15 protein-coding genes are annotated in these 23,469 nt (G+C 66.0%); 13 read left to right on the plus strand and 2 right to left on the minus strand.

Features of this window, described 5'->3' with window-relative positions; all coding sequences use genetic code 11:
• Positions 1-3: 3 nt before the first annotated feature.
• From ABZ951_RS04385 to ABZ951_RS04445, 13 genes are all read left to right on the plus strand, one after another.
• The gene (locus ABZ951_RS04385; protein ID WP_344088487.1) at positions 4-6,477 is read left to right on the plus strand and encodes a hypothetical protein; all 6,474 of its coding nucleotides are present in this window, start codon (positions 4-6) and stop codon (positions 6,475-6,477) included.
• Between the two features lie 41 nt (positions 6,478-6,518).
• A complete protein-coding gene (locus tag ABZ951_RS04390) occupies positions 6,519-7,487 on the plus strand; it encodes a phage tail family protein (protein WP_344088489.1) in 969 nt (322 codons plus the stop codon).
• Between the two features lie 27 nt (positions 7,488-7,514).
• Positions 7,515-8,732: a siphovirus ReqiPepy6 Gp37-like family protein gene (locus ABZ951_RS04395; protein ID WP_344088491.1), complete on the plus strand. Its 1,218-nt coding sequence runs from the start codon at positions 7,515-7,517 to the stop codon at positions 8,730-8,732.
• Between the two features lie 2 nt (positions 8,733-8,734).
• A complete protein-coding gene (locus ABZ951_RS04400; protein ID WP_344088494.1) occupies positions 8,735-9,808 on the plus strand; it encodes a hypothetical protein in 1,074 nt (357 codons plus the stop codon).
• Positions 9,809-9,817: 9 nt separating this feature from the next.
• Positions 9,818-10,576 carry a hypothetical protein gene (locus tag ABZ951_RS04405; RefSeq protein WP_344088497.1) on the plus strand — a complete coding sequence of 253 codons (759 nt, stop codon included), beginning with the start codon at positions 9,818-9,820 and terminating at the stop codon, positions 10,574-10,576.
• Positions 10,569-11,399: a hypothetical protein gene (locus ABZ951_RS04410; RefSeq protein WP_344088500.1), complete on the plus strand. Its 831-nt coding sequence runs from the start codon at positions 10,569-10,571 to the stop codon at positions 11,397-11,399. The genes ABZ951_RS04405 and ABZ951_RS04410 overlap by 8 nt, the downstream gene beginning before the upstream one ends.
• Positions 11,400-11,529: 130 nt before the next feature.
• Entirely contained in the window at positions 11,530-12,525 is a 996-nt protein-coding gene (locus ABZ951_RS04415; RefSeq protein WP_344088503.1) for a hypothetical protein, read from the plus strand.
• A 1-nt stretch (position 12,526) separates the two neighbouring features.
• Complete coding sequence (locus tag ABZ951_RS04420) at positions 12,527-13,093, plus strand: hypothetical protein (RefSeq protein ID WP_344088506.1); 567 nt, start codon at positions 12,527-12,529, stop codon at positions 13,091-13,093.
• Positions 13,094-13,160: 67 nt separating this feature from the next.
• On the plus strand, positions 13,161-13,394 hold the full coding sequence (locus tag ABZ951_RS04425; protein WP_344088673.1) for a hypothetical protein: 234 nt from the start codon (positions 13,161-13,163) through the stop codon (positions 13,392-13,394).
• Positions 13,395-13,826: 432 nt separating this feature from the next.
• A complete protein-coding gene (locus ABZ951_RS04430) occupies positions 13,827-14,096 on the plus strand; it encodes a hypothetical protein (protein WP_344088509.1) in 270 nt (89 codons plus the stop codon).
• A gap of 101 nt (positions 14,097-14,197) precedes the next feature.
• Positions 14,198-15,049 carry a peptidoglycan-binding protein gene (locus tag ABZ951_RS04435; protein ID WP_344088512.1) on the plus strand — a complete coding sequence of 284 codons (852 nt, stop codon included), beginning with the start codon at positions 14,198-14,200 and terminating at the stop codon, positions 15,047-15,049.
• Positions 15,049-15,282: a hypothetical protein gene (locus ABZ951_RS04440; RefSeq protein WP_344088515.1), complete on the plus strand. Its 234-nt coding sequence runs from the start codon at positions 15,049-15,051 to the stop codon at positions 15,280-15,282. Before ABZ951_RS04435 ends, ABZ951_RS04440 begins: the two co-directional genes overlap by 1 nt.
• Positions 15,283-15,490: 208 nt before the next feature.
• Positions 15,491-15,952, plus strand: a complete 462-nt coding sequence (locus tag ABZ951_RS04445) for a ricin-type beta-trefoil lectin domain protein (protein WP_344088518.1) — start codon at positions 15,491-15,493, stop codon at positions 15,950-15,952.
• Between the two features lie 93 nt (positions 15,953-16,045).
• Here the strand turns inward: ABZ951_RS04445 and ABZ951_RS04450 are convergent, their stop codons facing one another.
• Together ABZ951_RS04450 and ABZ951_RS04455 are read right to left on the minus strand one after the other, a co-directional pair.
• Positions 16,046-17,425 carry a DUF3987 domain-containing protein gene (locus ABZ951_RS04450; RefSeq protein WP_344088521.1) on the minus strand — a complete coding sequence of 460 codons (1,380 nt, stop codon included), beginning with the start codon at positions 17,423-17,425 and terminating at the stop codon, positions 16,046-16,048.
• An 80-nt stretch (positions 17,426-17,505) separates the two neighbouring features.
• Entirely contained in the window at positions 17,506-23,343 is a 5,838-nt protein-coding gene (locus ABZ951_RS04455; RefSeq protein ID WP_361278914.1) for a histone-like nucleoid-structuring protein Lsr2, read from the minus strand.
• Positions 23,344-23,469 lie beyond the last annotated feature (126 nt).

Raw genomic sequence — 23,469 nt, forward strand, 5'->3', positions numbered from 1 at the left:
CCGATGGTGAGCGGCAGCAGGCTACCCATCCGAATCGGCTCCGGCTACATCGACATCACTCCCACTCTGAACCGCGAGCGCGTGAAGGAGATGCGGGGTGAGCTGACCCGGCAAATGGAGCTGGCAGGCGCCGCCGCAGGCAAATCCTTCTCCACCGCCGCTGCCGGCGGTATGGCCGCAATATCCAAGGCCACCGCGGCCGCTGCGAAAACGGCAAACGGGCAGATCCAGCAGGAAGCCGCCGGCACCAAGGCGAAGCTGACCGTCATCGAAAAGGAGCTGACCCGCGAGTTCGGTCAGCAGGCAGCGTTGCGGTTCCGTGCGTTTCAGGAGGCGGAGGAGCGCAAGCGGGAGGCCCTGGCGGGTACCTCGCAGGCCACCCGGCGGGCCCTCGCTGAAACGGTGCGTCTGGAGACTCAGGCGTCCCGGGATGCCGCCCAGCGGTGGCGTGCTGCGGAGCGGGAGCGCATCAACCTGCTGATGGAGCGCCGCCGTGCGGAGGCGCTTGCCGCAGCCGAGCGGGAGCGTGAGGAGCGGGCCGCCGTGGCTGCTCGCCGGCGTGCGCTTGAGGACGAGGCCCGGATGGACCGGGAGATCCACCAGGCCCAAATTCGTATGGCCCGGGAGGCGGCGCGGGCTGCCGAGCAGGCCGAGCGGGAGAAGCGCGCGGCGATCCGGCAGACCATGGCCGAGCGCCAGGCGGAGCAGTCCGCGGCGATCGGCGGGCAGCTTGCCATAGCGCAGGCCGCCCGGCAGAGCCTGCGGGAGCAGGCTGCTGAACATCAGCGCACCATGGCCACGGTCCAGGCGACGCAGGTCGGCACCCTGGCCACCTTGCGGTCCGGGTGGAGGAGGACAAGCCAGCACATCGAGGCCACGGGCACCGCGGCAACCGAAACCGGAAACCTGGTCACCCGCGGTCTCGTCGCCCCACTTGGCTTGGCCAGCGCCGCAGCCGCCACGTTCGGCATCAAATCGGCCGACGCCATGATCCAGGCCCAAACCGGCTTGAGGGGCATGGGCATTGCCCTCAAGGACGTCAATAGCCTCCTGGAGCAGATGACGGAATACGGTATTCAGACGCCGTATTCCGTGAACGACATGCTCAAGTACGGCACCCGGTTCGTACGAGCGAATTCGTCGCACAACGCGGACTTCCTGTCTGATGATCCTGAGCGCCGCGCCAAGGGCTCCGCGGATTCCGCCCAGCGGGCCGTGGACATGGTCAAGATGGTCGGTGACTCCGCTGCCTTCGGCGGCATCATGGACCCGGCCATGGTCTCTCGCGGAATGTACGCGATCGAGGTCATGCAGGACCAGGGGCGCACCAACCTGCGCAATGTCAAGCAGCTCGAAGCCGCAACCGGCATGCCATCCAACGTGCTTGCTCAGGTGCTTGGTTTCAGGACCCGCAAGTACACGCCGCAGGAAATGCAGGCCATGCGGGACCGGGACAAGAAAAACGGAATGTCCCGCAAGATCCCGGAGACCTATGAGGCATCCGGGCAGATGCTCGCGTTCATGCAGAACGCCAAGGAGACCGGCGGTGTCTCCGGTGAGCAACTGATTGACGGGCTGCTGAAGCGGTGGAAGACCGAGCCGAATATGCGGGGCGCGGCTCACCGCATGGGCAGTGCCACTATCAGTGGCCGCATGGAGCAGATGAAGGAGCAGGCCCAATTCAACCTGGGCAAGCTTTTCTACTCCAAGACTGATAGCGGCGAGTACGGGTACACGGGTCTCGGCGAGTCCATCATGGGCAAAAAGGTCTCGGACGAGAAGGGCACCCGGTTCGAGGGCGGCCTCCTGAAGGACGCGGGTCAGATCGGCACGAAGGTGCTGCCGATCGTCAAGAGAATGCTCACCAAGTTCTTTGAAACGCTGGGGACCTTTACCCGGTGGATCAAGAGCACGGTGGAATTCCTTGACGAGCACCCTGCCTTGCGGGACGCGATTTTGGAGGCCGGGAAGCTTGCGGCCACGGTCGCCCCGTTCCTGCTGGCCTTCGGTCTCCTGACGAAAACGGTCGGCAAACTTGGCAAGCTGCTTCTCCTGATCCATGGGCCCGCCAAGGTTCTTGCCGGCGCTGTAGGTGGTGCGGCGCGTGGTGCGCGGGGTGCTACCCGGTACGGTCGCCAGGTCGCCGGGGGCATACGGTCGCGCCGCGGTGGTGGGCGGTTCCTCGACGGTTACGACGCCCGCCGCGACAATTTCCGGGATCAGGATCAGCGCCGGCGACGCGACCGGCAGCGCGTGAGGCAGGCCGGTCGGGAGAACGGCCGATTTCGCACAGCTGCAGGCTACGGCCGATATGCAACGGCCCGGGTCACCGGATACGACGGTGTTGGGGACTGGGTTCAGCGGCGGGGCAACCGCCGCACGGACATGCGGGACCTGGACCGGCGCAGCCGTGAGGCATTCGCCGATCGCCGCCTGACTGAGGGGATCCGCCTCAACCGCCGCCGCGATGCGGTGCGGGACGAGTACGGGGAGAATCGGCGCACCGCGCGCCGTACTGCGGCTGAGCGTCTGCGACCGCAGGACAGCACGGACCGCCGGGACACAGCCCGTCGCGGTTTACAGGACGCCGAGCGGCAGATCCGTCAGGTCGATGAGCGCATCGAGGCCCTGACGCGGGCTTTGGATGCGGTCAACCGTGCCCCTTTGGGCAGCCTGATCGACCACCTCGGCAGCTCGACCGGTCAGAGCGTCCGCTCCACAGCGGATCAGGCGCAGACGGCGATACGCCGCATCGTCACTGATGGCACCACGCCCCTGAACAACGCCGGATTCGGCGAGCTCCACCGGAAGCTGTCCGAAGCCCAGCAGAAGGCGGGGGCCCTGGAGGGGGCTCTCCGGCAGGCTGGCCAGGAGGTCAGCAATCTCAATGACCGCCGCCTTGGTTCTCTGCGGGTTCAGCAGCTGGAGACGACCGAGAAGCGCGCCGACAGCCTGAAGGCGACGATCGGCGACGCGGCCGACCGGGTCGAGCGGCTGAACGGCAAATCGCTGAAGTCGCTCCGGGGCGAGTTCACCCTCACCGCACCTGAGGTGAGCGGTGTTGAGGGCCGGATCAAGGACGTCATCGACGCCGTCAACCTCCTCGCCCGCAAGTCGCTGCGCGCGGTCCGCAATGAATTCCGGGGCGGGAAAACCAGCCTCTACGACGCGGTGGACGCGGTGTACGGGCTGATCGGCTCGGTGAAAACACCGGGCTCGGTGAACGGGCGTATCGCCAATCTCAACGGCCGCACATTGGGCTCAATTATCGGGCAGGTCAAGCAGCTGCGGGATGCGCTGCGCGACGCAGCCAAGGCGGCCGGCGACCTGGACGACGGCATTGGGGACGTGAACCGGGACACCGGGGGCGGCCCCGGCGGCGGGGACAGTGGGGGCGGAAAGGGAGGCAAGAAGAAGCGGAAGTTCGCCCGAGGCGGCGTCCTTCCCGGATACGCGCCCTGGCAGGACTCCATACCGGCAATCCTCTCCCCGGGTGAGGCCGTTCTCCGACCGGAAGTCGTTCATCACCTGGGCGCCGGTCGTATCCACGCATGGAACCAAGCCGCTGTCCGCGGCCGGCTCTCCCGATTCGCGCGCGGTGGCATCGCCGCACGCGGTGGCCCGCTCGGATTCCTCCTCGATGACCTCGACCAGATCAACATGGGTCCGGTCGTCTCGCTCTTCGGCAAGACGGTTTCGTTCGACGCCTCCGCGGCGAAGGTGGGCGGTAAGACTGGGCGGAACCTCATCGACTGGGGTTCGGAGAAGGGTGGCTCCACCAGTGGCGCAGGGGCGGCACGGCGCTTCCGGGGAACCCTGGATTTCGCCACTAAGGAGCTCCCTCGGCTGCTGCGCCGGGTGCCCTCGGGCGCAGGCCAGCTGATCGGTCTTGCGGCCGGCGCCATCGCCCCGACCGCGGGCGAATATTTCTGGGACGACGTGTGGAAGGGCGAGGGGAATGTAGCGCAGCGCGGGCAGCGGTTTATCGGCCACCTGCTGAAGCCCGAATCGATCTGGGCGTACATTAAGAACACCTTGGGTGGCGTCACCGAGGCCGTAAAGGCGATCGGTGGCACGGCAGTTGACCTCTTCAAGGATCCGCTGGGTGCCCTGAAGGAGCCGATCAGCCAGCTGCGGGAGCTGGCCTCCGGGCTGATGGGGTCTTTCGAGGACTCGGTACAGGGCGTGCGGGACATTGCCTCGAATCCGTCCGAGTACACGGCTCAGGTCCTGGAGGACTTCTGGGCTCAGGCTCAGGACGCCATGCCGAATACCGAGGGCCTGCTGAAATTCCGGAACGGGGGCATCGTCCCGGGCTTCGCTCCGGGTGTCGATGATGTGCCCGCGCTCCTGTCCAGGGGTGAGGCCGTCCTGCGGCCGGAGGTCACCCGGGCTCTTGGCGCCGACACGATTCACCGGTGGAACGATTTCTCCCGCCGGGGCGGCCGGCTGCCAGCTGGTGACGGTGCAGGAAATGCGGCGGTCACGCCGGTCCCTGACGCTCAGGCCGTCGAGGACGCGGTCGAGCGGATTCGGGCCGCCTTGGCGCTGATGACGCAGGCGGTACGCGACCATCAGGCGGCGGCTGGGGCGTCGTGGGCTGATGTCGGCGGCTCGGTGCGTGCTGCGGTCGACGGGCAGATCCGCCCGGCACAGGAACGATGGATCAACCACCTGAACGGCCCGCTCACCAGTGCGCAGCGTTCGTTCCAGTCCTCCAGTGAGGGTGTTTGGGTGAACGTCGCGTCTCAGGTGCGGGCCTCCGAAAGCAGCTCACTGGCCTCTTTCGGTCGGCTCCGATCTGGGGCCGCCGGTCTTCAGGGAATGTTCGAGGCCAGCAGCGGCCGGATCCGTGAGGTGTGGCGGTCGGCCATGTCTCTCGTGGACAGCTCCACCAGGAGCACGCTGGCCGGGCCGTACAACGCCGGCGCGGTCCCGATGCTCTCGGAGATGGCGAAACTTGCGGGCACCCCGGCCCCGCTGTCTCCGGTGCACTACTCGACGGGTGGCATCGTCCCCGGCTACCGGCCGGGTGTCGATGATGTTCCTGCGCTCCTGTCCCGGGGTGAGGGCATTCTCCGTCCGGAGGTTGTTCGAGCTCTTGGTGCAGAAACGATTCACCGGTGGAACGACCAGGCTCGCCGTGGTGGGCACGTCTACGCCAAGGGCGGTGTCGTCGGCGATGGCGGGGCCTGGATCAACCGGCACCAGGACGACCCATTTGAGGGCTATGAAGAGGCCGTTCATAACGGCTGGGACGCGGCGATCACGCCGCATCTGAAGTCCATCGGCTCGAAGTTCGGCAAGGCCGGGCAGCTCAACGCGGGAGCGTTCAGCAAGGCAGAGCCGTGGCTGTCGCAGTGGGGCCGGTGGGCGGATGAGCACGCCACCGGTGGTGGCGGCCAGGTCGTGAAACTCGCCCTCCAGGAGGCCAAGAGCGGCGACATGTCCGGCCGGAAGTACATCGGCTCGGATGCCTACGAGTCGTGGTGTGCCGACTTCATTTCCTGGGTGGTCGACCACGCTCACGCAAATGCCGCGTACGGCGGTTCCCCAACGGGGACACCGGGCGATCGGTGGCCGGCGGTCGCGACCTGGGTCGACCGCATGAGCATGGTGCCGACTGCTGCGGCCAGGCCGGGTGACCTTATGGTCTACCGCGGCTACGGCCCTGGTAACTGGGGACACATCGACATCGCCACCGGGCGTCAGGGATCCACCCTGGAAACGGTCGGCGGTAACGAGTCCCGGACCATCCGCCGACAGCTCGGCTACGGCAACCGCGCCGATGGCGCACTGCGCCCTCGTGGCGGCGCCCCTGGTGCGGGTGAGGGTCCGTTCCTCAACCCGTGGCCGGGCTCACTGGCCCGGTTCTCCGAGGGCACGGGCGAGTTCGCCGGCCTGGTCGGGGACGCCGTCGGCCGGTGGCGGCCCCTGGTCGAACGCGTCATTGGCGAGCTCGGCGGCCGGGGCGGTATCAGCCCCTCGGATGTCGGGCTCGTCCTGCACCGCATCGGCGTCGAGTCCGGTGGCGACCCCAGCGCAGTGAACAACTGGGATTCCAACGCCCGCAGCGGTGACCCCTCGAAGGGTCTCCTTCAGGTCATCGGCTCCACTTTCAACGCCTATGCGGGCCCCTACCGGGGGCTGGGTCAGCTCAATCCGCTGGCCAGTCTCTACGCCGGTTTGTCGTACGCAATCGACCGCTATAGGGGCGGTTGGCGTCAGGCGCTGGCAGGGACCAGCGGCTATTGGATGGGCACCCTGTCCGCCTCACCGGGCCTGCGTCTGGTGGGTGAACAGGGCCCGGAATTGGTCGACTTCCGCGGCGGGGAACGGGTGCACACCGCACGGGATACCCGGGGCCTGCTCCAGGGCCGGACGTACGAAATCCATGTCCATGAGGCCAAGAGCGAGAACACCACTCAGGCGGTGTTGCGTGCCATGCAGTACGCGGAAACGATGCACGGCATGTAACTAGGGGGACGCTTATTCCGATACCGGCAACACGAGATCAGGTGGGCCAGGATCGGCCGCATCCGGCGCCGATCCCTCCCCTGCCGATGGCGTGGGGGCACACCTACGTATCGATTACAGGAAGCAAGGGTGAGGGGGAGGAGATCCCGCTCACCGCCTTCACCGACCGACGATGGCCGGGGATTCTCCTCCAGGCCGGCGCGACCGGCCTGGACACCCCGCCCTACGAGCTCCACTCCGACAGTTCCCCGAACCTGGACGGGTCCCAGTTCCGTTCGGCTCGGGCTGCTGCCCGGGAAATCATGCTGCCGGTCTACCTCTACGGAATCGACCGCCGGTCTCTCAAGGAGACCAAGCGCAAGCTGATTTCGGCCCTGAGCCCTAGGCGCGGCCACTGCGTGCTGAAGTTCGTGGAGGCTGATTCGCAGGTCCGGAAACTGCATTGCTACTACAAGGCCGGGATGGAGGGCAACGAGGGCGCCGACAACGCAGGATTCCGGTGGATCAAGTACGGCATCCAGCTCACCGCGTTCGATCCGTACTTCTATGCGGAGGATCTCCGGGTTGCCGAATGGGAGTTCAACCGCGGGGAAGGAATGCTCAAGAAGGGCAAGGCCGTGTTTCCGCTCCGGCTGAGCCGCGGTCTCCTGGCAGATCCGGATGTTCCCGTCGTCAACCCCGGTGATGTCGAGTCCTGGCCTATCTGGGAGATCCGGGGGCCCGTGCGCGATTTCCGCTTCACGAGCCCGGACGGCAGGGCATTCGGTATCACAGCCCCGGCAGACGGAAAGGATGCGGTGGCCGCCGGCCGGGTGCTGACCGTCGACACCCGCCCCGGGCACAAAACCGTGAGCGACGACACAGGAAGAAACTATTGGCCATTGCTCGATCCGAGCCCTGCCCTGTGGCCCGTCGAGTCCGGTAAGAGTGCGGTGGGGATCAGCATTACGGCCGGTAACGGGCCTGCGTCGCTGAAACTGACGCTCCGCCCCCGGTATGAGAGCTACTGACGATGTGAGGTGCGTGTGGGGTATCGAGTGGAGGTCCGTGACAAGGATCTGAACCGGGTAGGTGAAATTGACACGTGGATAAAACTGGACCTCGTCATCCGATACTGTCAGCAGGGAACTTGGCAGCTTTTGGTGAAGGACGGCACACCCCAGGCGCGGCTCTTGCAACGTGGTGGTGGAATAACCGTCTGGCAAGACGGTGTGAACTTCCCCGTCTTCAGCGGGCAGATCGAGTTTTTCCAGCGCTATTGGACCACTGAGCAGCACACCGGCGCCGGTTCTGTCTTCTTCGGGGGGAAGTGCGATAACAAGCTGGCCTACGGCCGGCTGGCCTTTCCCGACCCGTCGAAGCCGGTGGCCCAGCAGTATCAGGCGAGGGACACCCGGGGTGCGAGCGGCAGCGCGGGCGAGGCCCTGTGGTGGGAGCTCGACCACGCCATCGGCCCCAAGGCCCTGCCCGACCGGCAGGTACCCGGCGTCGACACCGGCACCCTGCCCCAGGTCGGTGCGATCGTCGCTGACAGTCTCCGATTCGATGTCCTGGGCACGAAGTTCGAAGAGTGGTGTAAGGCCAAGAATGTCGGTTACCGCTTCGTCCACGACCCCGACCGTAAGCAGATCGTTCTGAAGGTTTTCACCCCGCAGGACAGGAGTAAGACGGTGCGCTTCTCCCCGGAGCTGGGGAATCTCAAGGAATACACGTGGACGTTGACCGCGCCTCGTGTGACGCGGGTGATCGTGGCCTGCCAGGGTGAGGGCGCCGCACGGTACATCTACCAGAAGACCGATGAAGCCAGTGAGGCGGAATGGGGCGTCCAGGTCGAGCAGTTCATCGACCGCCGTGACCTTCCCCTGAAGACGGACCCCGCTTCCGGTAAGCCGGTCAAAGCCAAGGCAGATGTGACGGATGCCGACTTCGAGGCGGCGAAGAAGGCCGTTATCGATGCCGCGGACAATGCCCTAAAGGAGGGCGCCCGCAACGGCAATTTCCAGATCTACCCCATCGACACCAACCAACTAAAGTTCGGACGCGACTATTTCGTCGGGGACCTGGTCACCGTGGTAGCTGACGGCGCGGAATACACGGATGTGGTCCGCGAGGTAAACATCAGTGTGGAGGATGGCGGGCGGGTTTCCGCAGTCACCCCGAAGATCGGAGAGCAGGGAACGGGGGCGCCTTTGAACTTGTACAACATCGTAGCGGAGATGCGCGAGAAGCTGCGGAAACTGGAAGCAAGGATGTGAGCATGGCAGAGATCAGCTACCCGTTTTCCCAGTCAAGTGCGACCGGCGGCACGGAAATGGTGTCCGAGGTTCAGTGGCAAGCCATGGCAGCCATGTGGGGTGGTGACCGGGTGGATTTCCGGCTCACCAGCGAGTCCTACGCCTCCGGCGCACTGCCGTTCTCAGCGTCCGTCATCAATGGCCGCACCGTGGAGGTGAAGCCCGGCCGGGCCTTTGTCGGCGGTTTCTACTACCAGCTGACGGCCTCAACAACGCTGACTGTTGAGGCCAACCCGACCGACAAAGCACGCAAGGATACGCTGGTGGTGCGTGCCGACATGGCGCAAGGGTCGGTGAATCTCGCGGTAGTCAAAGGCCAGCCGTCCGCATCCCCCATAGCACCCCAGCCGAAGCGCATCCCCGGGCAGCAATGGGAAATGGTGCTGTATGAGGTGACGGTGCCCGCAAAGGACGGTGCCCCGCAGCTTTCCCTGCGGGCACCTTTTGACATGCCGCCGGCCGTGGGAACCCCCTGGAACAGCCGGGCGACGACGGATTTTCTCCCTGTCGGCTCGTTCGTCCATGACATGGACAACAACGGCGGCGACACCCCGTACGAGGCTTTCAAGGGCCGCGACGGGTACATGATCACCCGACACCTGGGGAAGTCCCGCACGTACGCCCCCGGGCTGGCCAACGCTGTCAATGTGCCCTCTAACGGGCTGGTGAGCAAGGGGCGCTGGCGGTGGGCTGCACCGAACCTGGTCTACTACTCCATCAGTATCGAGAACACCACGACGACGAATATCCGCAACCGCCCTGATGTGCCGATCGCCTTCGAACTGCCCCAGCAGGCCAACGGAGTTACAGGGCAGATTCTGACCGGGCACATGCGCAATATGGACTACCGCGGTGGCATGGCGAATCTGATGCCGCTCCAGGCGATGTGCTGGCCGGGCAACGGCTCGACTCACGCCAGCATCTACTACCCCAACAGCCAGACGGTGAGCGAGGGGTTTGACGTGCTCCGCATATTCCCCGGGCGCTCCACCATCTTCTTTTCCGGCACCTACGAAACCAACATTTTCAGCGAATAAGGGGGTCGGATGGCACGCAATCTTTTCGGCGGTACGACCGCTGATGTTGCCGAGGACATCGACGGCCGGCGTGTCCCCGGGGCTGTCGGGACGCTCTGGGACGGCCCCTCGGACGGGGCCCGGCAGATCACTGACCTGACCGACGCCGACGGGTCACCCATCATCCAACTCGTGGCAGACGTACGCGGGTTCATCCCGGGCTTCTACGGTCCACCCAATGACGCCGAGCGGGTGTGGGTTGACTTCGGTGTGGGGCGTATCGCCCTGGTCTCTGTGACTGTGGGAGACCGGCTGAGAAAGCACCTGTCGGACATCGATCCGCACCAGTCGAGGGCCTACACCGACGAGCGCCTGTCCGGGTACCTACCGACGCGCGGGACAGAGATTCAGTCCCCCGTCGGGGATACCTGGCTCTCCGCGGTGGTCAGCGACGACCCCACCGGTCACGTGCTGCGGCTGAGAACCGCCGACGGCACCGGTCGGACCGGACTGCGCAACACCGGCGCCCTGTATCTCGACACCATCGGCAAGAGGGCGCCCCTGTGCATCGGCGCCCCCGGGTTCGACGCCGGGCAGACCGTGATCAACGTCAGTGCCGGTCCGGCATCAGCGGCGAACGACGGCGCTGTTTTCCAGGTCAAGGGCGACGGCTCCGTCATCAGCAGCGGCACCGTCACGGCCTCGAATTTGGGCAATGCCCGGTTGTGGTCGGGCCCGCTACCGCCCGCTGCACCGCGGGCCGGGGATGTGTGGGTGAGGTATGGCTAATCAGCTCATGGTCTACGACGGCACGAAGTGGATTGACCAGACGCCTCAGGTGTTCGACGGCGCCACGTGGCGCTCAGCACCGCCCCTGTACTGGGACGGCGCCGAGTGGCGCAGTGAGGCACGCCCACCGCAGGAATTCCCCGCCTACGTCTCCAGTACCTCCGCGCTGTTCACCGGCGGCCTGGCCGAGCTGCCCAACCCGCCGGACGTGCGCACCAACGATTTCCTGGTGTCGATCTGCGCCCAGCAGGGCGGGGAGACACGAAATCCGCGGCTGCTGTCGCCGGCCGGGGTCCTGCCCACCCTCTACACCCTGCGCTCGGGGATCCGTTTACACATCGCTGTCTGGCCGTGGGAGCCCTCCCGCGGCACCTCGACCGTGTGGGATGTGACGGGCAGCCCCTCCACTGCCGTGATGACGCTCGCCTACCGCGGCGGGGACACCTCAGCGGTGTCGCTGACTCCCGTCACCTCGATCATCGAGCACCACGCCGTAAGCGCCGTGCCGCTCGGGGCGTCGCAGGACTACACCACGCTGTACGCGGCCCTGACCGTCTCCGATTCCCTGACCGGGGCAGCCTGGCCGGACGGCGTGCGTCCCCGCGCCCAGCGGCTCGGCACCTTCGGGTCACAGCAGATCAGCCTGCTGACGGCCGACACCCCGGGGGCGGGTGTCTCCCCCGGGGCCCTGCGCCTGGACACGACCGTCGATACCGCGGCTGTTGCCACCATCACCATTCCCGGCCGCAGTGACGGCCGGCCCACCTGGATTCTGGGCGACGGGCGGGCCTCCGTGCTCGGCACTACGACCTACCTGGAGTGAAAATTTGGCAGTACCCGTCATCGAGGCATGGGCCCCACGAGAGATCGTCACGGCCCGCAAACTCAACGCACAGATCCGAGATCCGCTCCGCTACCGCTCCGACCCTCCCCGCCTCTCCTGCCGCGGGGCCGTGCCCGGCCAGTCCGTCACCCGAGGACAGCAGCTGTTCATCCGGTGGGCGACCACCGGGCAGGGCGGCACTTGGTTCACGGTGCCCGACACGGGCGTCTATGTCGTTCACGGCAGTGTCACCGTCAAGGCGGGCAGTGTGCAGTCTCCTGGTGGTGACGGCGTCATTCTCAACATCTACCGCCGCAGCGCCTCCGGGCAGCTGACCAGCCTGGCCATGGCCCGGGAGATCGCCCAGCAGCCCGGCGATTATGAGATCGTCTCGACCGTCACGCTGGTGCACCTGACGGCCGGCGACGCCATCGCCGCCGCGGTGTACCTGGAATCGGGCACCCCCAACAGCAGCTATGCGATCCAGGCTGGCGAGTGGGAAACCGTTCTCGGCGCCTGGATGGCAGCACCCGGAGCAGCTGCACTGTCGGGTGAGGCCACACCGTTCGTACCGGCGGGTGACTGGAGCAACCAGGAGCGGATCACCTCACAGCACATGGACACCCGCATCACCCAGCCGATGCGGTCCCTCCTGAACCCTCCGCGCGTCGTCCTGCGCACTCCGCTGCCGTACAGCGCCGCGTCCGGCCAGGCCACGCGGGTGCGCTGGAATGCGTCAGGGATGGAGCAGTCCGGAGGGTGGTCCCTGGCACGGGACGGCAGCACGGTGACCGTTCCCGCCGACGGCGTCTACCTGGTGGCTCTGTGTATGGCCGTCGAGCGGGACGGGCCCGAGGGCCCTTTCGGCTCCTATCAGATGAACCTAGCCCGCAACGGTGCAGTGGTCGCGGTGCATCAGCGGCAGAACACCCGATCCGGGTACCCGGCATCCATCACCGCCACGGACACTCTGTTCCTGAGGCGGGGCGAGACGCTCGGCGTCGAGTTTCTGGGCACCGGGAGCGGCCTCAATTGGCGGGGGTTCGGCGCAGACATCTCTGATGAGCGCTGGAACCTGGTTGCCGCGGTCAACCTCGCCTCCGGCTCCAGCGGCATGGGGGGCTGACATGGATTTTCCCGACTGGAAGCCACGCGACCTCGCCAACGCCTCCCTCATGAACACGCGGATGCGGGACGCGCACCGCGTGTTGTCCAACCCACCTCGGGTCTCCAGCGCCGGAGTAAGCACCGTGGGGGCCATTCCGGACGACGGCGCCTACGTGCCCCTGCACTGGGACACGGTGGAGGAGGCGGGCGGTTGGCTGACCGACCGATGGTCATTCACTGCGCCGGCCGGTGGCTTCTATTTTCTCACCGCTGACCTCACTGCCCTCTCGCCCAAGGAGGCGAGCAAGCGCCCCGCGCTCCGCTTTGTGGCCATGAGCCGCACTCCCGAGGGAGAGGCCGAGCTCCTGCGCTCCTACAACTCGACCATCGTCCCCAACACGTTCGTCACCTGCTCCCTGCGGGGTTTCGTGTACGTCGAACAGGGCAGCGCGTTGTTTTTCAAGGCCAACGCGCCGGCCGGGACGGGGGCTTGGGAAATCTCTCCGGGGTCACGAACGAGCGGGCACCTCAACCGTTTCTCCGCCGTCCTGGTGGCGCCGGGGACAAGCCGACAGACGAATCGATAGGTGATACCTCATAGCCACATCCACTCTCATCCTGAACATTTTCGGGGTCGTCGGAATTTTGGCCACCGTGATCGGTGGCTTTGTCGTTGTCAGGGCCTCGAAGGAGGCCAAGACCGCTGAGGTCTGGCGAGCGGAGGCCGAAGCACAGAAGGCGCGGGCCGACCGCCTTCAGGACGACCTTGCCGAGATCAAGGAGCGTCTGAAGCGCATTGAAGCCGAAAATGCCCGGCTGATCGGTCTGCTCACCGCCCTTGACCCACGGCAAATTACTCCTCACACGCGGACTCCTGAGGGCTCCTGATCACTCCGCGGCTGCACATGCAGTTTTGCCCACCCAGTGGGACAATGGGGGTTGGGCCAGATAGACCCGAAGGCATCAGAAGGACTCTTGGCGATGCGCCAAGGACGCCTGAGAGGTGCCCCCTCCGCAGTCTGTCCCAGAGGTGATCGCATGTCATGGGATGTTACCCAGCCCTTTTGGGTGAAAGCCAAGCAATGGTTCCCCGTTTGGATTTGGATCGGTCTTCCTGGTGAATGGACCTACACCACCATCCAGGCGCGCCCGATCGGCTCCACGGATCAGTGGTTCAAGCCTTTGTTCGTGATGGACCAGGGTGTCAGGGCGGTAGGGGTGACGTCCGCGGGGAAACCGAAGTGGGAGTACGGGGCAGATGTGTATAACCCCAACGACGTCTCGGTACAATTCACGCTCCACGGAGTTTAAGGAGCAATCATGGGCTCTGCTGACTCGCCGTATTCATCTGTCGCGGTCTTCACGGACACTGACGGTGTCGTGCGTGGTCTAGTTCTCGTCAGGGAGCCGCAGGACAAGGAAGCTCAGGCCGGCGCCAGCCTGTCGGGTTCTGAAGGAGTCACCGTGACGAAGGTTCCGCTACCCGAGGAGCTGCGGGGGCGGGAGCTTGGCGCCGACGCTTTCGACGCCTACCAACTCGTCGAGGAGAACGGGGAAACGGCACTGAAGAAGCGCGACGAAAAGGCTTAACGGCCGCTAGGTGGCGTCCGTGAGGGCTCCATCAAACGAAACTACTCATCACATAAGCCCGCCAGTGCGGGCTTTTTTCATGCCCTAACGAAGGAGAAGTTATGTCAGTTGCGCAGAGCGTCATAGATATTGCCCGTGACGAAGTCGGCTACCAGGAAGGTTTCTCTGGCGGCCATTGGAACAACAAGGAGAAGTACGCGCACCAGGTGCCCGGCCTCGGCTGGGTGAGCGACGATAGTGAGCCCTGGTGTCATGTTTTTGTCTCGTGGGCTTTCCAGGAGGCCGACGCCGGTCACCTCGCCCCGGTCACTGCGAGCTGCCTTGAAGGCGTGAGCTGGTTTGAGGACCAGGGTCGGTGGTCGGAGTACCCGGCTGTGGGGGCTGTGGTCTATTTCGGGGCGGGGGACGGCGGCACCCATGTCGGCATCGTCACCAGCTATGACAGTGACACCATTTACACGGTGTCCGGAAACACCAGTACGAGCGGCAGCGCCGAAGGAGACGGCGTGTACGCAAAGGCGTATCAGCGTCGCTCTAACTATGTTTACGGCTACGGATACCCCGACTACCCGGAGGGCATCGTCTGCGCCGATCCGGGCTGGAAGGGCCGGGAGGGCGTGACCTTCTTCGGCCAGGAGGCGTCTGAGGATGACCTCCCGAGCGGCGGAAATTCCCGACCGGACAAGCCGGCGTCGAGCGGCCAGATTTCTATCGATGGCCTGCCTTATGGCCCCGGGGCGAAGGGCGACCACATCACCCGCCTGGGGCGCATGCTCGTGGCCGCTGGTTGCTCGGCGTACGAGGAAGGCCCCGGCCCGGTATGGACGAGTGCCGACACCGCGTCCATGCGGAAGTACCAGATCAAGATCGGGGACAGCGGTTCGGAGGCTGACGGCCTCCCGGGCAAGCTCCAGCTTGCCCGCCTGACCCGCGAGTTCGGGAAGGCGGCCTAATGGGAACCCACCGCGGACCCGCAGAAACTTTTCCGCTCGCGGGATTCATTCGGGATCATCCGGCCCGGCTGTACAGCGTCGCCACAGCAGCGCTCACGCTCGTTGCGATGTATGTGCCGGATATCCCGCAGGAGGCAATTCTCGCCCTGGTGGCTGCCATGCTCGGTGTCGGCGAGGTCACCCAGCGCGTAGAGAATGCCAAGACCGCCAAGGCACTACAGCGGGATACGTAATAGCAGGTCAGGGGCGGTTTCCCGCCCCTCCAAAAAGGAGGCAACCTGGGCAGCGTTGACGTGACTGTCTGCCTGGTGGTGGGATGCATCTGCCGAACGAACAAACCTTCCCCCAATAATGCAGTTGCGCCCACAGGGCCTCTTTTGACATAAGTCGATTCACTCGGCGGGGTTTACGGAATAACCCCAGGGGGATCCGGAGGGGAAAATGAGTAAGTCTAGCGTGGTCCGTTTTTTCGCGCTTGCTGCGGCAACCGCCTCAATCGGCTTTGCCGCTGCCGGTCCGGCGGCAGCCGATGGCGCAGTTGACTGGCAGAGCAAGGTAACAGGCGAGTGCGTTACCGCAGGCGGCGAGGGCGCTGCGTTTATGGGAGGGTGCGGTGGTCGCTGGTACGACGAGAAGCACCCGGAGCACGGCAACAACTGGATTCAATATTTTGCCGCCGACCCTAAGCTGTGTCTCGACAGTAGCGACGCTGGAAGGGTCTACCTGAACCCGTGCACTCCCGCGTCTCGGTACAATAAATACCAGTTCTGGTCTGAAGAGAAGTGGAATGGCGGTTGGGTTCTTAAGAACGTCGCCACGGGACGATGCCTGTCGGTCTACAAGGGGCACCAAGTTCGCACACTGCCCTGCAATTCGAACAATCGGGATCAGTTCTGGAAGTAATAACGCTTCCACTCTGAACTAACGAACTAAGCATTAACGGGTAACGAGAGTGGCCCCGCACAATATGTGCGGGGCCACTTTTCTGTTTCCAGCTCAGAGGGCGGCGAGGAAGGGATTTTCTACCGGGGCAGGTACCAGGGCGGGCGGCCGCTCCGCTGTCTTTTCTGGCACCGGGGTGACGACCCGGAGGCGGGGCTTCGGGGCACTACTTCGCAGCTCCGACCGGCCCTCCACCACCGCCACCTGTGGCGCCTCTACCGTTGTCCTAGGTACGGGCGTTGGTGCTGCGGCCGGTGCCGAATCGGGCGCGGGCTCAGGGTCAGCCAGGGTGAATACCACGGCCGAGCGGCCACCGTTACCCATTTTTTCCGACCGGACCACGACACCGGGCAGTGCCTTGACTTCACTGGCGGTCGCTCCGACGAACGGGAGCACCTGGGAGGAAGTGGCTTTCCCGCCGTGCAGTTCGATGCGATCCCGGACCTTTTCGTACAGGCTGCGCGGCTCCTTGATTGCCCTCGGGGCGTCCAGATCAGTCGTGATCTCGTCCACGAAGTCCATGGCGTACCGCACGAGTGCCGCCGCTGCTTCAAGGTCCTCCGCGGTGATCTCGCTACGTAGGTCGAAGAGGGCGAACAAGGCGGCAACTCGGCGGGCTTGTTCGTTGCAGCGGGCCGAAAATGCTTTCAGGTTCGGTGTCTCACGGGCCTTGGTGACGAGATCACGCCGGATGATGTCGGCTGCGTCGTAGGCACCTTCAGAGAGGGTGACCAGTTTGGTCCGCTGGGCGAAGCGGATGGCCTGGGCCATGGCTTCCCCGGCATCAGGGATCAGGTGGGGCGGCCTCTGGTGCCGCTCGCTCAGCCACCGTATTTGTTCGACGGGCAGGAACAGCAGTCGGTTGTAGGACCCGCCTTGCCGGGCGGTCCGGCTCATGTTCTCCCGGAATTCCTCCGGAGTGACGTGTCCCATGATCGATACTCGGGGGTTCTCCACCTCCACGGGGTCCTTGGCCCGTGAGCTGGCCACAGCGACCCCGTCCCACAGGTCTCGGAGAATATAGGTGAGGTTGCTGGACGTCCTACCGGCCCGCAGGACGCGGGCGTACTCGGTGTCCACGATCAGGGCATGGCCGCCACGGTCGTGAACGTGCTGGATGACTCCGGCCCCGCCGACAACGCTTTTGATCACGTGGCTTTTCATGTATTGCGCGTTGGCGTCCTGGGCGATGTCGACCGCAGCAGACCAGCACTGTCCCTTGCCCTCTCCGGTGCCGCCGCACAGAAGGATGTGGAGCATGAGGGGCATGGAGCCGGAGCCACGCTGTACGCGGGTCTCCGGGAGCATGGCGGAGAACACACACAGCAGGCTCCCCAGCAGCCCGATGGGGGTCCATTCCACGTGTGGGGCGAAGGAGTCAACGATCGCTCTCAGGCGGCCGGTTGCCATGGTGCGGATGTCAGGGGCGTGCATGGTTCGGTGTCCCGTCCTTGGGTTGGGTAGGGTTGGTAGCCGGGACGGGCGCAGCTCCAATGCGCCCGTCCCGCCTGGTGTCAGGCCGCTTGCGCGTGCTGCTGCCTGGGGTTGTTCCCGTGGGCGCGGTCGTACGCCTCTTTGATCCGGTCGGACAGTCGGCCCCGAGGCGGGACCTTGTAGCCGTTCCTCCGTGCCCATGCCCGGATGGCCTGGTTGCGCTCCTTATCGCTCATGCCGATCCGGTCCACCTTGACTGGTTCGGGGAGCGGGTCACCGCCGGTGAATTTCCCCATGCGCACCGCGTCCCTGAACCGGCCCCGGGGACGGGCATCCATGCAGGGGAGGCCGCGCTCCCGGGCGTCGCGGAGTTTGGTGGCGTTCCGCTCCGCGCCCTCACCGCAGATGATCAGGACGGTGGTGTCGTCAGCCCGTCCGGTCACCCGGTAGCCGCTGTTTCGAAGGGCGTCCTGGGCGTCCTCCCACGAGTAGCCCGGCACCTCGCCCGTGAGCATCACCGACGGCTGCACCGTCTCACCCTGCCTACCCGCGGGGGTGTCCTCCTGGCCGTGAGTCTGCTCAGCCTGTTCCGGGATTTCCGTCGTGTCGGCAAGCGCAGAATTTTCTGCCTCACCGCCGGCTGGAACCTGGGCCGAAATATTTGCCGTGTCGGCGGCGCCGGGCTCTCCGAGCGCGCCCACCAGGAGCGTTGCGAACTGCGCCGCGTGCTCCCCCCACACACTCCACTCGCGGCCCCCGAGTGTCAGGGTCTGCGACATTCCCGTCAGCAGCCCTGCGAAACGCTCCACGTGTTCCGGGCACAGGTGCCAGACCCGTTCCCCCAGGGTCATGTCCTCGGTTGCCTCGACCTGGGAGCCGTCCCGCGCTATGTGCGCGTCACACCGGGGCTGCTCCACCGGCACGGACACCGTCTCGCTCATGGGCGCCCTTTCCTCATCCGGGGCCGGGAAGGGCGCCCCGGAAGTCCACACGGTGGCCGTCTGCGCGGCCAACCGCTCCAGCATTCGGGTAGCGGAGTCGTCAGCCAGCTGCCCATCGTTCCCGCTGCACGGTTCCGAGTCCCCACCAGCCGGGCCGGTCGGGACCGTCGTCTCACCGGAGTTCCTATCTGTGTCGGCGGGCGGAAAATCCTGGCTCTCGCCGCCGGCTGGAACCTGGGCCGAAATTTCTTCCGCGTCGGCGCCGTCCCGTTCAAGGGCCCGCCTCTGCGCGGCACTGTTGGGGTCGATGACCACCGAACTTTCCTTCCTGGCGTGACGCCACACGACAGGCGCCCTCTTCGTCACCTCGTCCACGACCACGAACGTCCCCACGCGGTCATATGCGTTGCGGTCGGCCAGAGCATCAGCGCTGGCGATACTTGCGTCTCCGATGCCCATCGGCTTGCGCTGAGTGCCTGAGTCCATGGCCGGTGCCGAGCGATGGAAGTTGCCCAGCTTCACCCCACCGCAGTCACACGCCAGGTAGTACCGCAGCATCCGGGCAACGCCCTCGGCCTGGACATAGAGCCACCTCGTCTGTCCGTCGCATTCAGCCTGGTGGTAGCGCAGGGCCTCGCCATCCTGGTTGTCCTCGGAATCGTCCGTGTCGGCAGCGGAAGAATCCCCGGCCTTGGAGCCGGCGCCGGGGGCCGAGTTTTTCTCCGTGTCGGCGCGATGCTCCTGTTCGGCGGCCTCCTGCTTGAGCATCCGGTAGGACTGCACCTGTGCAGCGGTCACCCCGAACGTGTTGTCTTCCCGGGCGGCCTCGACCAGGTCCTGACGCCGGGCCCGGTCCCACAACCGATAGGCCGCTTCCCCCTGGTCCGAAAGCCGGATCTGTCGGTGCAGCTCGTCACCGCGGCGGAGCACCTTGAGGAATCCGGCCCGGTACAGGGTGATCACGCGCTTCGCGGCGAACGTCTTCGGCTTCCAGGATTCCCGCTGTTCCGGGGTGTAGAAGCCCGTTGCGTTTTCGGCGAGCCAGCCCTGACCTGCGTAGCTCAGAACGTCCAGTTGAGCGGCAGAGAACGCGAGCGCGGCGGCCTGGGCAGCCTCCTCCCCGGTCAAAAGGTCATCGGCCGGACGGTGCTTGTCCTCGTAGTGTGCGAGCGCCGCCCGGATGGCGTCGGCCTTGTCGTCCCACTCGCCGGGCAGACCCATCGGCATGCCACCGCCACAGCGCCCGCACTCCACGCCCCACCAATCGCGGTAGCGGGTGGATGGCAGCGGTACAACGTACAGCCCCGGCGGGCACGTCAGACTGCCCCCAGAGACCGGCACGGCCGGGGGCTTGGCGACCCCAACCGCTTCCGGCTCCCAGGTGCGGGCGGGCGTGATCCCCAGCTCGGCGAGCAGCCCGTCATAACGGCCGTTGTCCGTGACCCAATCCCAGTCCTGCCCCTCAACGCCAGGATCGGCAGTCCAGCACAGCATGTGGCTCCGGCCTGCCGACCGGTCGTCGCAGCAGATCGCCATAGCCTCCGCGCGGGTGACTCTCCACAGAACCCGCATGCGAGGCGGGGTGGTGTTCTGGCTCGCGATGAACACGACCACCGGATCGGCCGAGTCGCCATGGGTGGGCTCGCCCGTCGGGATTTCTGCCGTGTCGGCGGGCGAGCCCACGTGCTCAGAGACCTCCGCGAGCATCCGGCGTTCGGAGTCCTGACGGATCAGCTCACACACCTCGCCCCGCTCAGCCGTCGCAGCGACCTTGGTTTCGGTGTCCTTCAGCGTGACCACGTAGGGCCGCTCTAGCGGCGTCCGCGTGTCCACCCGGTAGGTGAACCCGTGGTCCGTGGTGACCTCCACCGCGTACCCATCGAGCTCCCCATGCCGGTATGTGGACCAGCCACAGCCCAGCCTGTCCAAGGGCTTCGGCTCGTACCGCTCGGTCCACCACGCCACGTAGGCCAGCCGCTCCAGCCGCTCCCACGCGGCCTGCTCCGCACGCAGCGCCTCACCTGCATCGAGGATCTCCGACCATGATCGGCCGACATACGTCGTAGCCGTGTCCGCAACGTCTCCGCCGCACTGCTCGCGGGCATCTGTGTGCTTGCCCAGACACCACCGGTCGGCCGCGAAAGGCACTCCGTCCTGCTCGACCTCTACGAGAAAGTTGTGCCACCGGCCGCACAGATAGCACCGACCGCCGCCATTAGCTCCGGTCACCACGCAGCCCCGTGCGATCAACTGTTCTGTCTCTGCTGTCCGCTGCTGGACAGCGTGCGACATGGCTTCCACCGGCACTCCGACCCGCGGTGCCGGGCACGCGGGCTTGTTATCCCCGTGCTCCTGGAGTTCGGGCCGCCCGTGGGGGCCGTCAGCCTCCGAACCCTTGGGCTGCTCCTCGTCGACGATTTCCGCGTCCACCACATCGCCCGTATCCGGGACCGGGTCGGCCGCGGGAAGCGCCGTCGCCTCATCCCGCTCCACCACCGTCACGGGCACGGGAACCAGCTGCCCTGACCACTGCTCATGGTGGACCGGGTTCGTGCCCCAGCAGACGCCCGCCATCTGTTCTCCGTCGCCGCGCTCACGCACCGACACGACGACGCCCGTGGACCGGCTGAACTCGTGCAGATCTGCGCGGGGATGACCCGAGCGGACCACGTCGCCGACGGCGAACCGCTGTCCGTACCGCTCCCACCCGTACTCAGCACTCGGCGTCGCGGACGGAGTCGCCTTGACCGGCGCGGTCGAGACGACGACCGGGACCACCGCACCATGCGACTGCTGGCCCCGCTCAATAGCGTCCGCCAAGATCGCCCGCTTCATGGCCGGGCGGGACCGCTCGTACTGGCACACCCGATCGCCCGAGGCGACATGCACAGCGTCGTAGGTCCCTGCCAGCATGCCTATCCGGTAGCCGTGCCCCAGGAGCTCCGCCCGCTCACGGCCCCGCTCCCCGGCAAACACGATGTCCCCGACCTTGGGCGCAGCCATGCTCTTCTTCCCCTCCGGTGCCACGGCCGTCTTGTGCGTCTTGGTGGTCTTGTCCTGGGGCCCGGCCGCCATGAAGGCCCGCTCTTCCTCCGTCATGGGAGGCAGGGGCGTCCCCTCACCCTGCATGTCCAGCCACCACGTAATCCCGGGCGACGGAACACCGGGGTGGGCGGCGTACCAGTAGATGTGCGAGTCGTTGATGGGGGCCCCGAAGCACCGGCCGACCATTTCGCCCGACTCGTCAACGATCAGAGCGCACAGCGTTGCCAGTCGCCCCCGGGCGAGCGAATCAGGCAGATTCGCCGAGAGGAAAACCCGCCCATCGCAGGTGACCCGCCACCACCCCGTAGCGAGTTCCTCACGCTCCACCCGCGGCATGTCCGCTGCGAGCGTGACCTCCTCGATGGCGAACGACCGCTGTTCGTCGTCCTCGTCCCTTTCGAAAACGAGAATCCGATCCGTGTTCAACCGCTTGGCGACCTTGTAGCGGGCCCCGTCGACGTAGACCGTGTCGTCGGTCACGTACAGGCGCGGTATCTCCTCGACCCGCTCAAGATCGGCCACCGCAAACGTGATCGCATCAAGCGGGACCGCACTACTGACGGAGACCTGGACGGTCTCACCCTCGATGCTCATCACGCGGCCAAGAACGCCGTTGGGCAGCCGCACCGTGTCCAGCGGCGCCAACGGCCCTTCCCGCTCCTCTACGGCCTTCTGAGATGCCTTTCCTTGTTGGGATGCCGACTCACCGGTCGTGGCGCCCTGTCCCGGGACCATCGGCGCTTCTGCCGGGGCAGGTTCGGGTGTCTGCGGCTCCTCCGGAGTCTCCTCGATTACCTCGAACGTGACCTGATCACCCCACTTGGCCAACACCTTCTCCGGCGACATGCGCCGGGGCTTGTGCGGGCCCTTGTCGAGCGTCGACTCCCACACGGGCGGATTCTGAGTCTCGGCCGCCGCAATCTGCCGCAGTGTCTCGGCCTCCAAGGCTTGACGCTCGCGGACGTGCGCGAGCATGGCCGCCTCTGTCTCGGTGCGGGACCAAAACGGTCGCCCGTCCGTGTTCCGTACCTGCTCACGCTTGGGCCACTTCCGAGGCTCCCGGTAGTCTGCCCAAAGCACGTCGCCAAAGCGGCGGAGGACGAGCCACTCACGCTTGCTCTGCGCGACCCAGAAGGACATGCCGCGCCAGGACGCCGTGACAGACCAACGGTCCCCGATCTCATGCCACTTGAATGTGACCGGGTCCGCATGGTCAGCCGGGGTGGGCACCGTCACGTGCCCCACCGTGGTCTTGGAGTCGTCCGCCTCCGGCGCCGCCTTCTCCATCGGAGTCGTCTCCGGGGCGGATTCCTCCGGCTGCACCGGAGTGGGCCCATCAGCCACCACCACGTTTGCAGTCTCCGGAACCTCAGATGGCACCGTTCCGAACTCCCGCTGATGCGACCGGTGAAGGGCGTAGCTGACGGTGTGCGTGCCCCGACCATCCCGGACGATCACCCACCCCAGACGCCGTACCGCGTCCGACTGCACCGTCGCACCACACGTGCAGTCGTAGCCGTACCGGTTGCCTGTGCTGTACCCAAGCGTCCCGCGGCACGTGCCTTGACGGCGCCCGAACTGGGTTGCCTTGAAGGGCCCGTTGTGCCGGACCGGTTCCAAGATCACCAGCCCCTCAGGGCGGATCGCGGCCACGTTCTTGCGCACGTAGGCCGTGACGGGCCCGCGTGACTTGTACCCCTCCTTACCAGGGATCACCCAACGCCCGTCCAGCGTGACGACGCTGTACCGCTCCGTGGCAGGGCAGTACACCGAGTAGGCAACCGCCCGGGGCACCCCGTCCCCCGCGCCTCCTGGGCGTGGGTACAGCTCAGCATCCGATCCGAGGATCAGCACCGCGCCAGTCAGCCCATGCCCCTCCATAGCGGCCTGTGCTGGTGCGGTGATCAGGGCCCCTGTCCCCAGCGTTTCCATTCCCTGTCCTCTCGACTCGCAGTAGCTCGTACGCATCAACCGGTCACGCAGTCATTCCGGCCCGTACTCACCGCAGACGCCCGCTAGAAGCAGCACAGAAGCAACCAGCCCGGCCACAACACGACG

Source organism: Streptomyces sp. NPDC046215 (assembly GCF_040646215.1).
Taxonomy (GTDB): Bacteria; Actinomycetota; Actinomycetes; order Streptomycetales; family Streptomycetaceae; genus Streptomyces; species Streptomyces stramineus.

What these genes read in the sequence shown, in the direction of transcription:
- ABZ951_RS04440 (WP_344088515.1), top strand. Translation starts at nt 15,049, where the DNA reads ATGGGAACCCACCGCGGACCCGCAGAAACTTTTCCGCTCGCGGGATTC.
- ABZ951_RS04385 (WP_344088487.1), top strand. Translation starts at nt 4, where the DNA reads ATGGTGAGCGGCAGCAGGCTACCCATCCGAATCGGCTCCGGCTACATC.
- ABZ951_RS04430 (WP_344088509.1), top strand. Translation starts at nt 13,827, where the DNA reads ATGGGCTCTGCTGACTCGCCGTATTCATCTGTCGCGGTCTTCACGGAC.
- ABZ951_RS04400 (WP_344088494.1), top strand. Translation starts at nt 8,735, where the DNA reads ATGGCAGAGATCAGCTACCCGTTTTCCCAGTCAAGTGCGACCGGCGGC.
- ABZ951_RS04445 (WP_344088518.1), top strand. Translation starts at nt 15,491, where the DNA reads ATGAGTAAGTCTAGCGTGGTCCGTTTTTTCGCGCTTGCTGCGGCAACC.
- ABZ951_RS04435 (WP_344088512.1), top strand. Translation starts at nt 14,198, where the DNA reads ATGTCAGTTGCGCAGAGCGTCATAGATATTGCCCGTGACGAAGTCGGC.
- ABZ951_RS04450 (WP_344088521.1), bottom strand. Translation starts at nt 17,425, where the DNA reads ATGCACGCCCCTGACATCCGCACCATGGCAACCGGCCGCCTGAGAGCG.
- ABZ951_RS04410 (WP_344088500.1), top strand. Translation starts at nt 10,569, where the DNA reads ATGGCTAATCAGCTCATGGTCTACGACGGCACGAAGTGGATTGACCAG.
- ABZ951_RS04405 (WP_344088497.1), top strand. Translation starts at nt 9,818, where the DNA reads ATGGCACGCAATCTTTTCGGCGGTACGACCGCTGATGTTGCCGAGGAC.
- ABZ951_RS04455 (WP_361278914.1), bottom strand. Translation starts at nt 23,343, where the DNA reads ATGGAAACGCTGGGGACAGGGGCCCTGATCACCGCACCAGCACAGGCC.
- ABZ951_RS04420 (WP_344088506.1), top strand. Translation starts at nt 12,527, where the DNA reads ATGGATTTTCCCGACTGGAAGCCACGCGACCTCGCCAACGCCTCCCTC.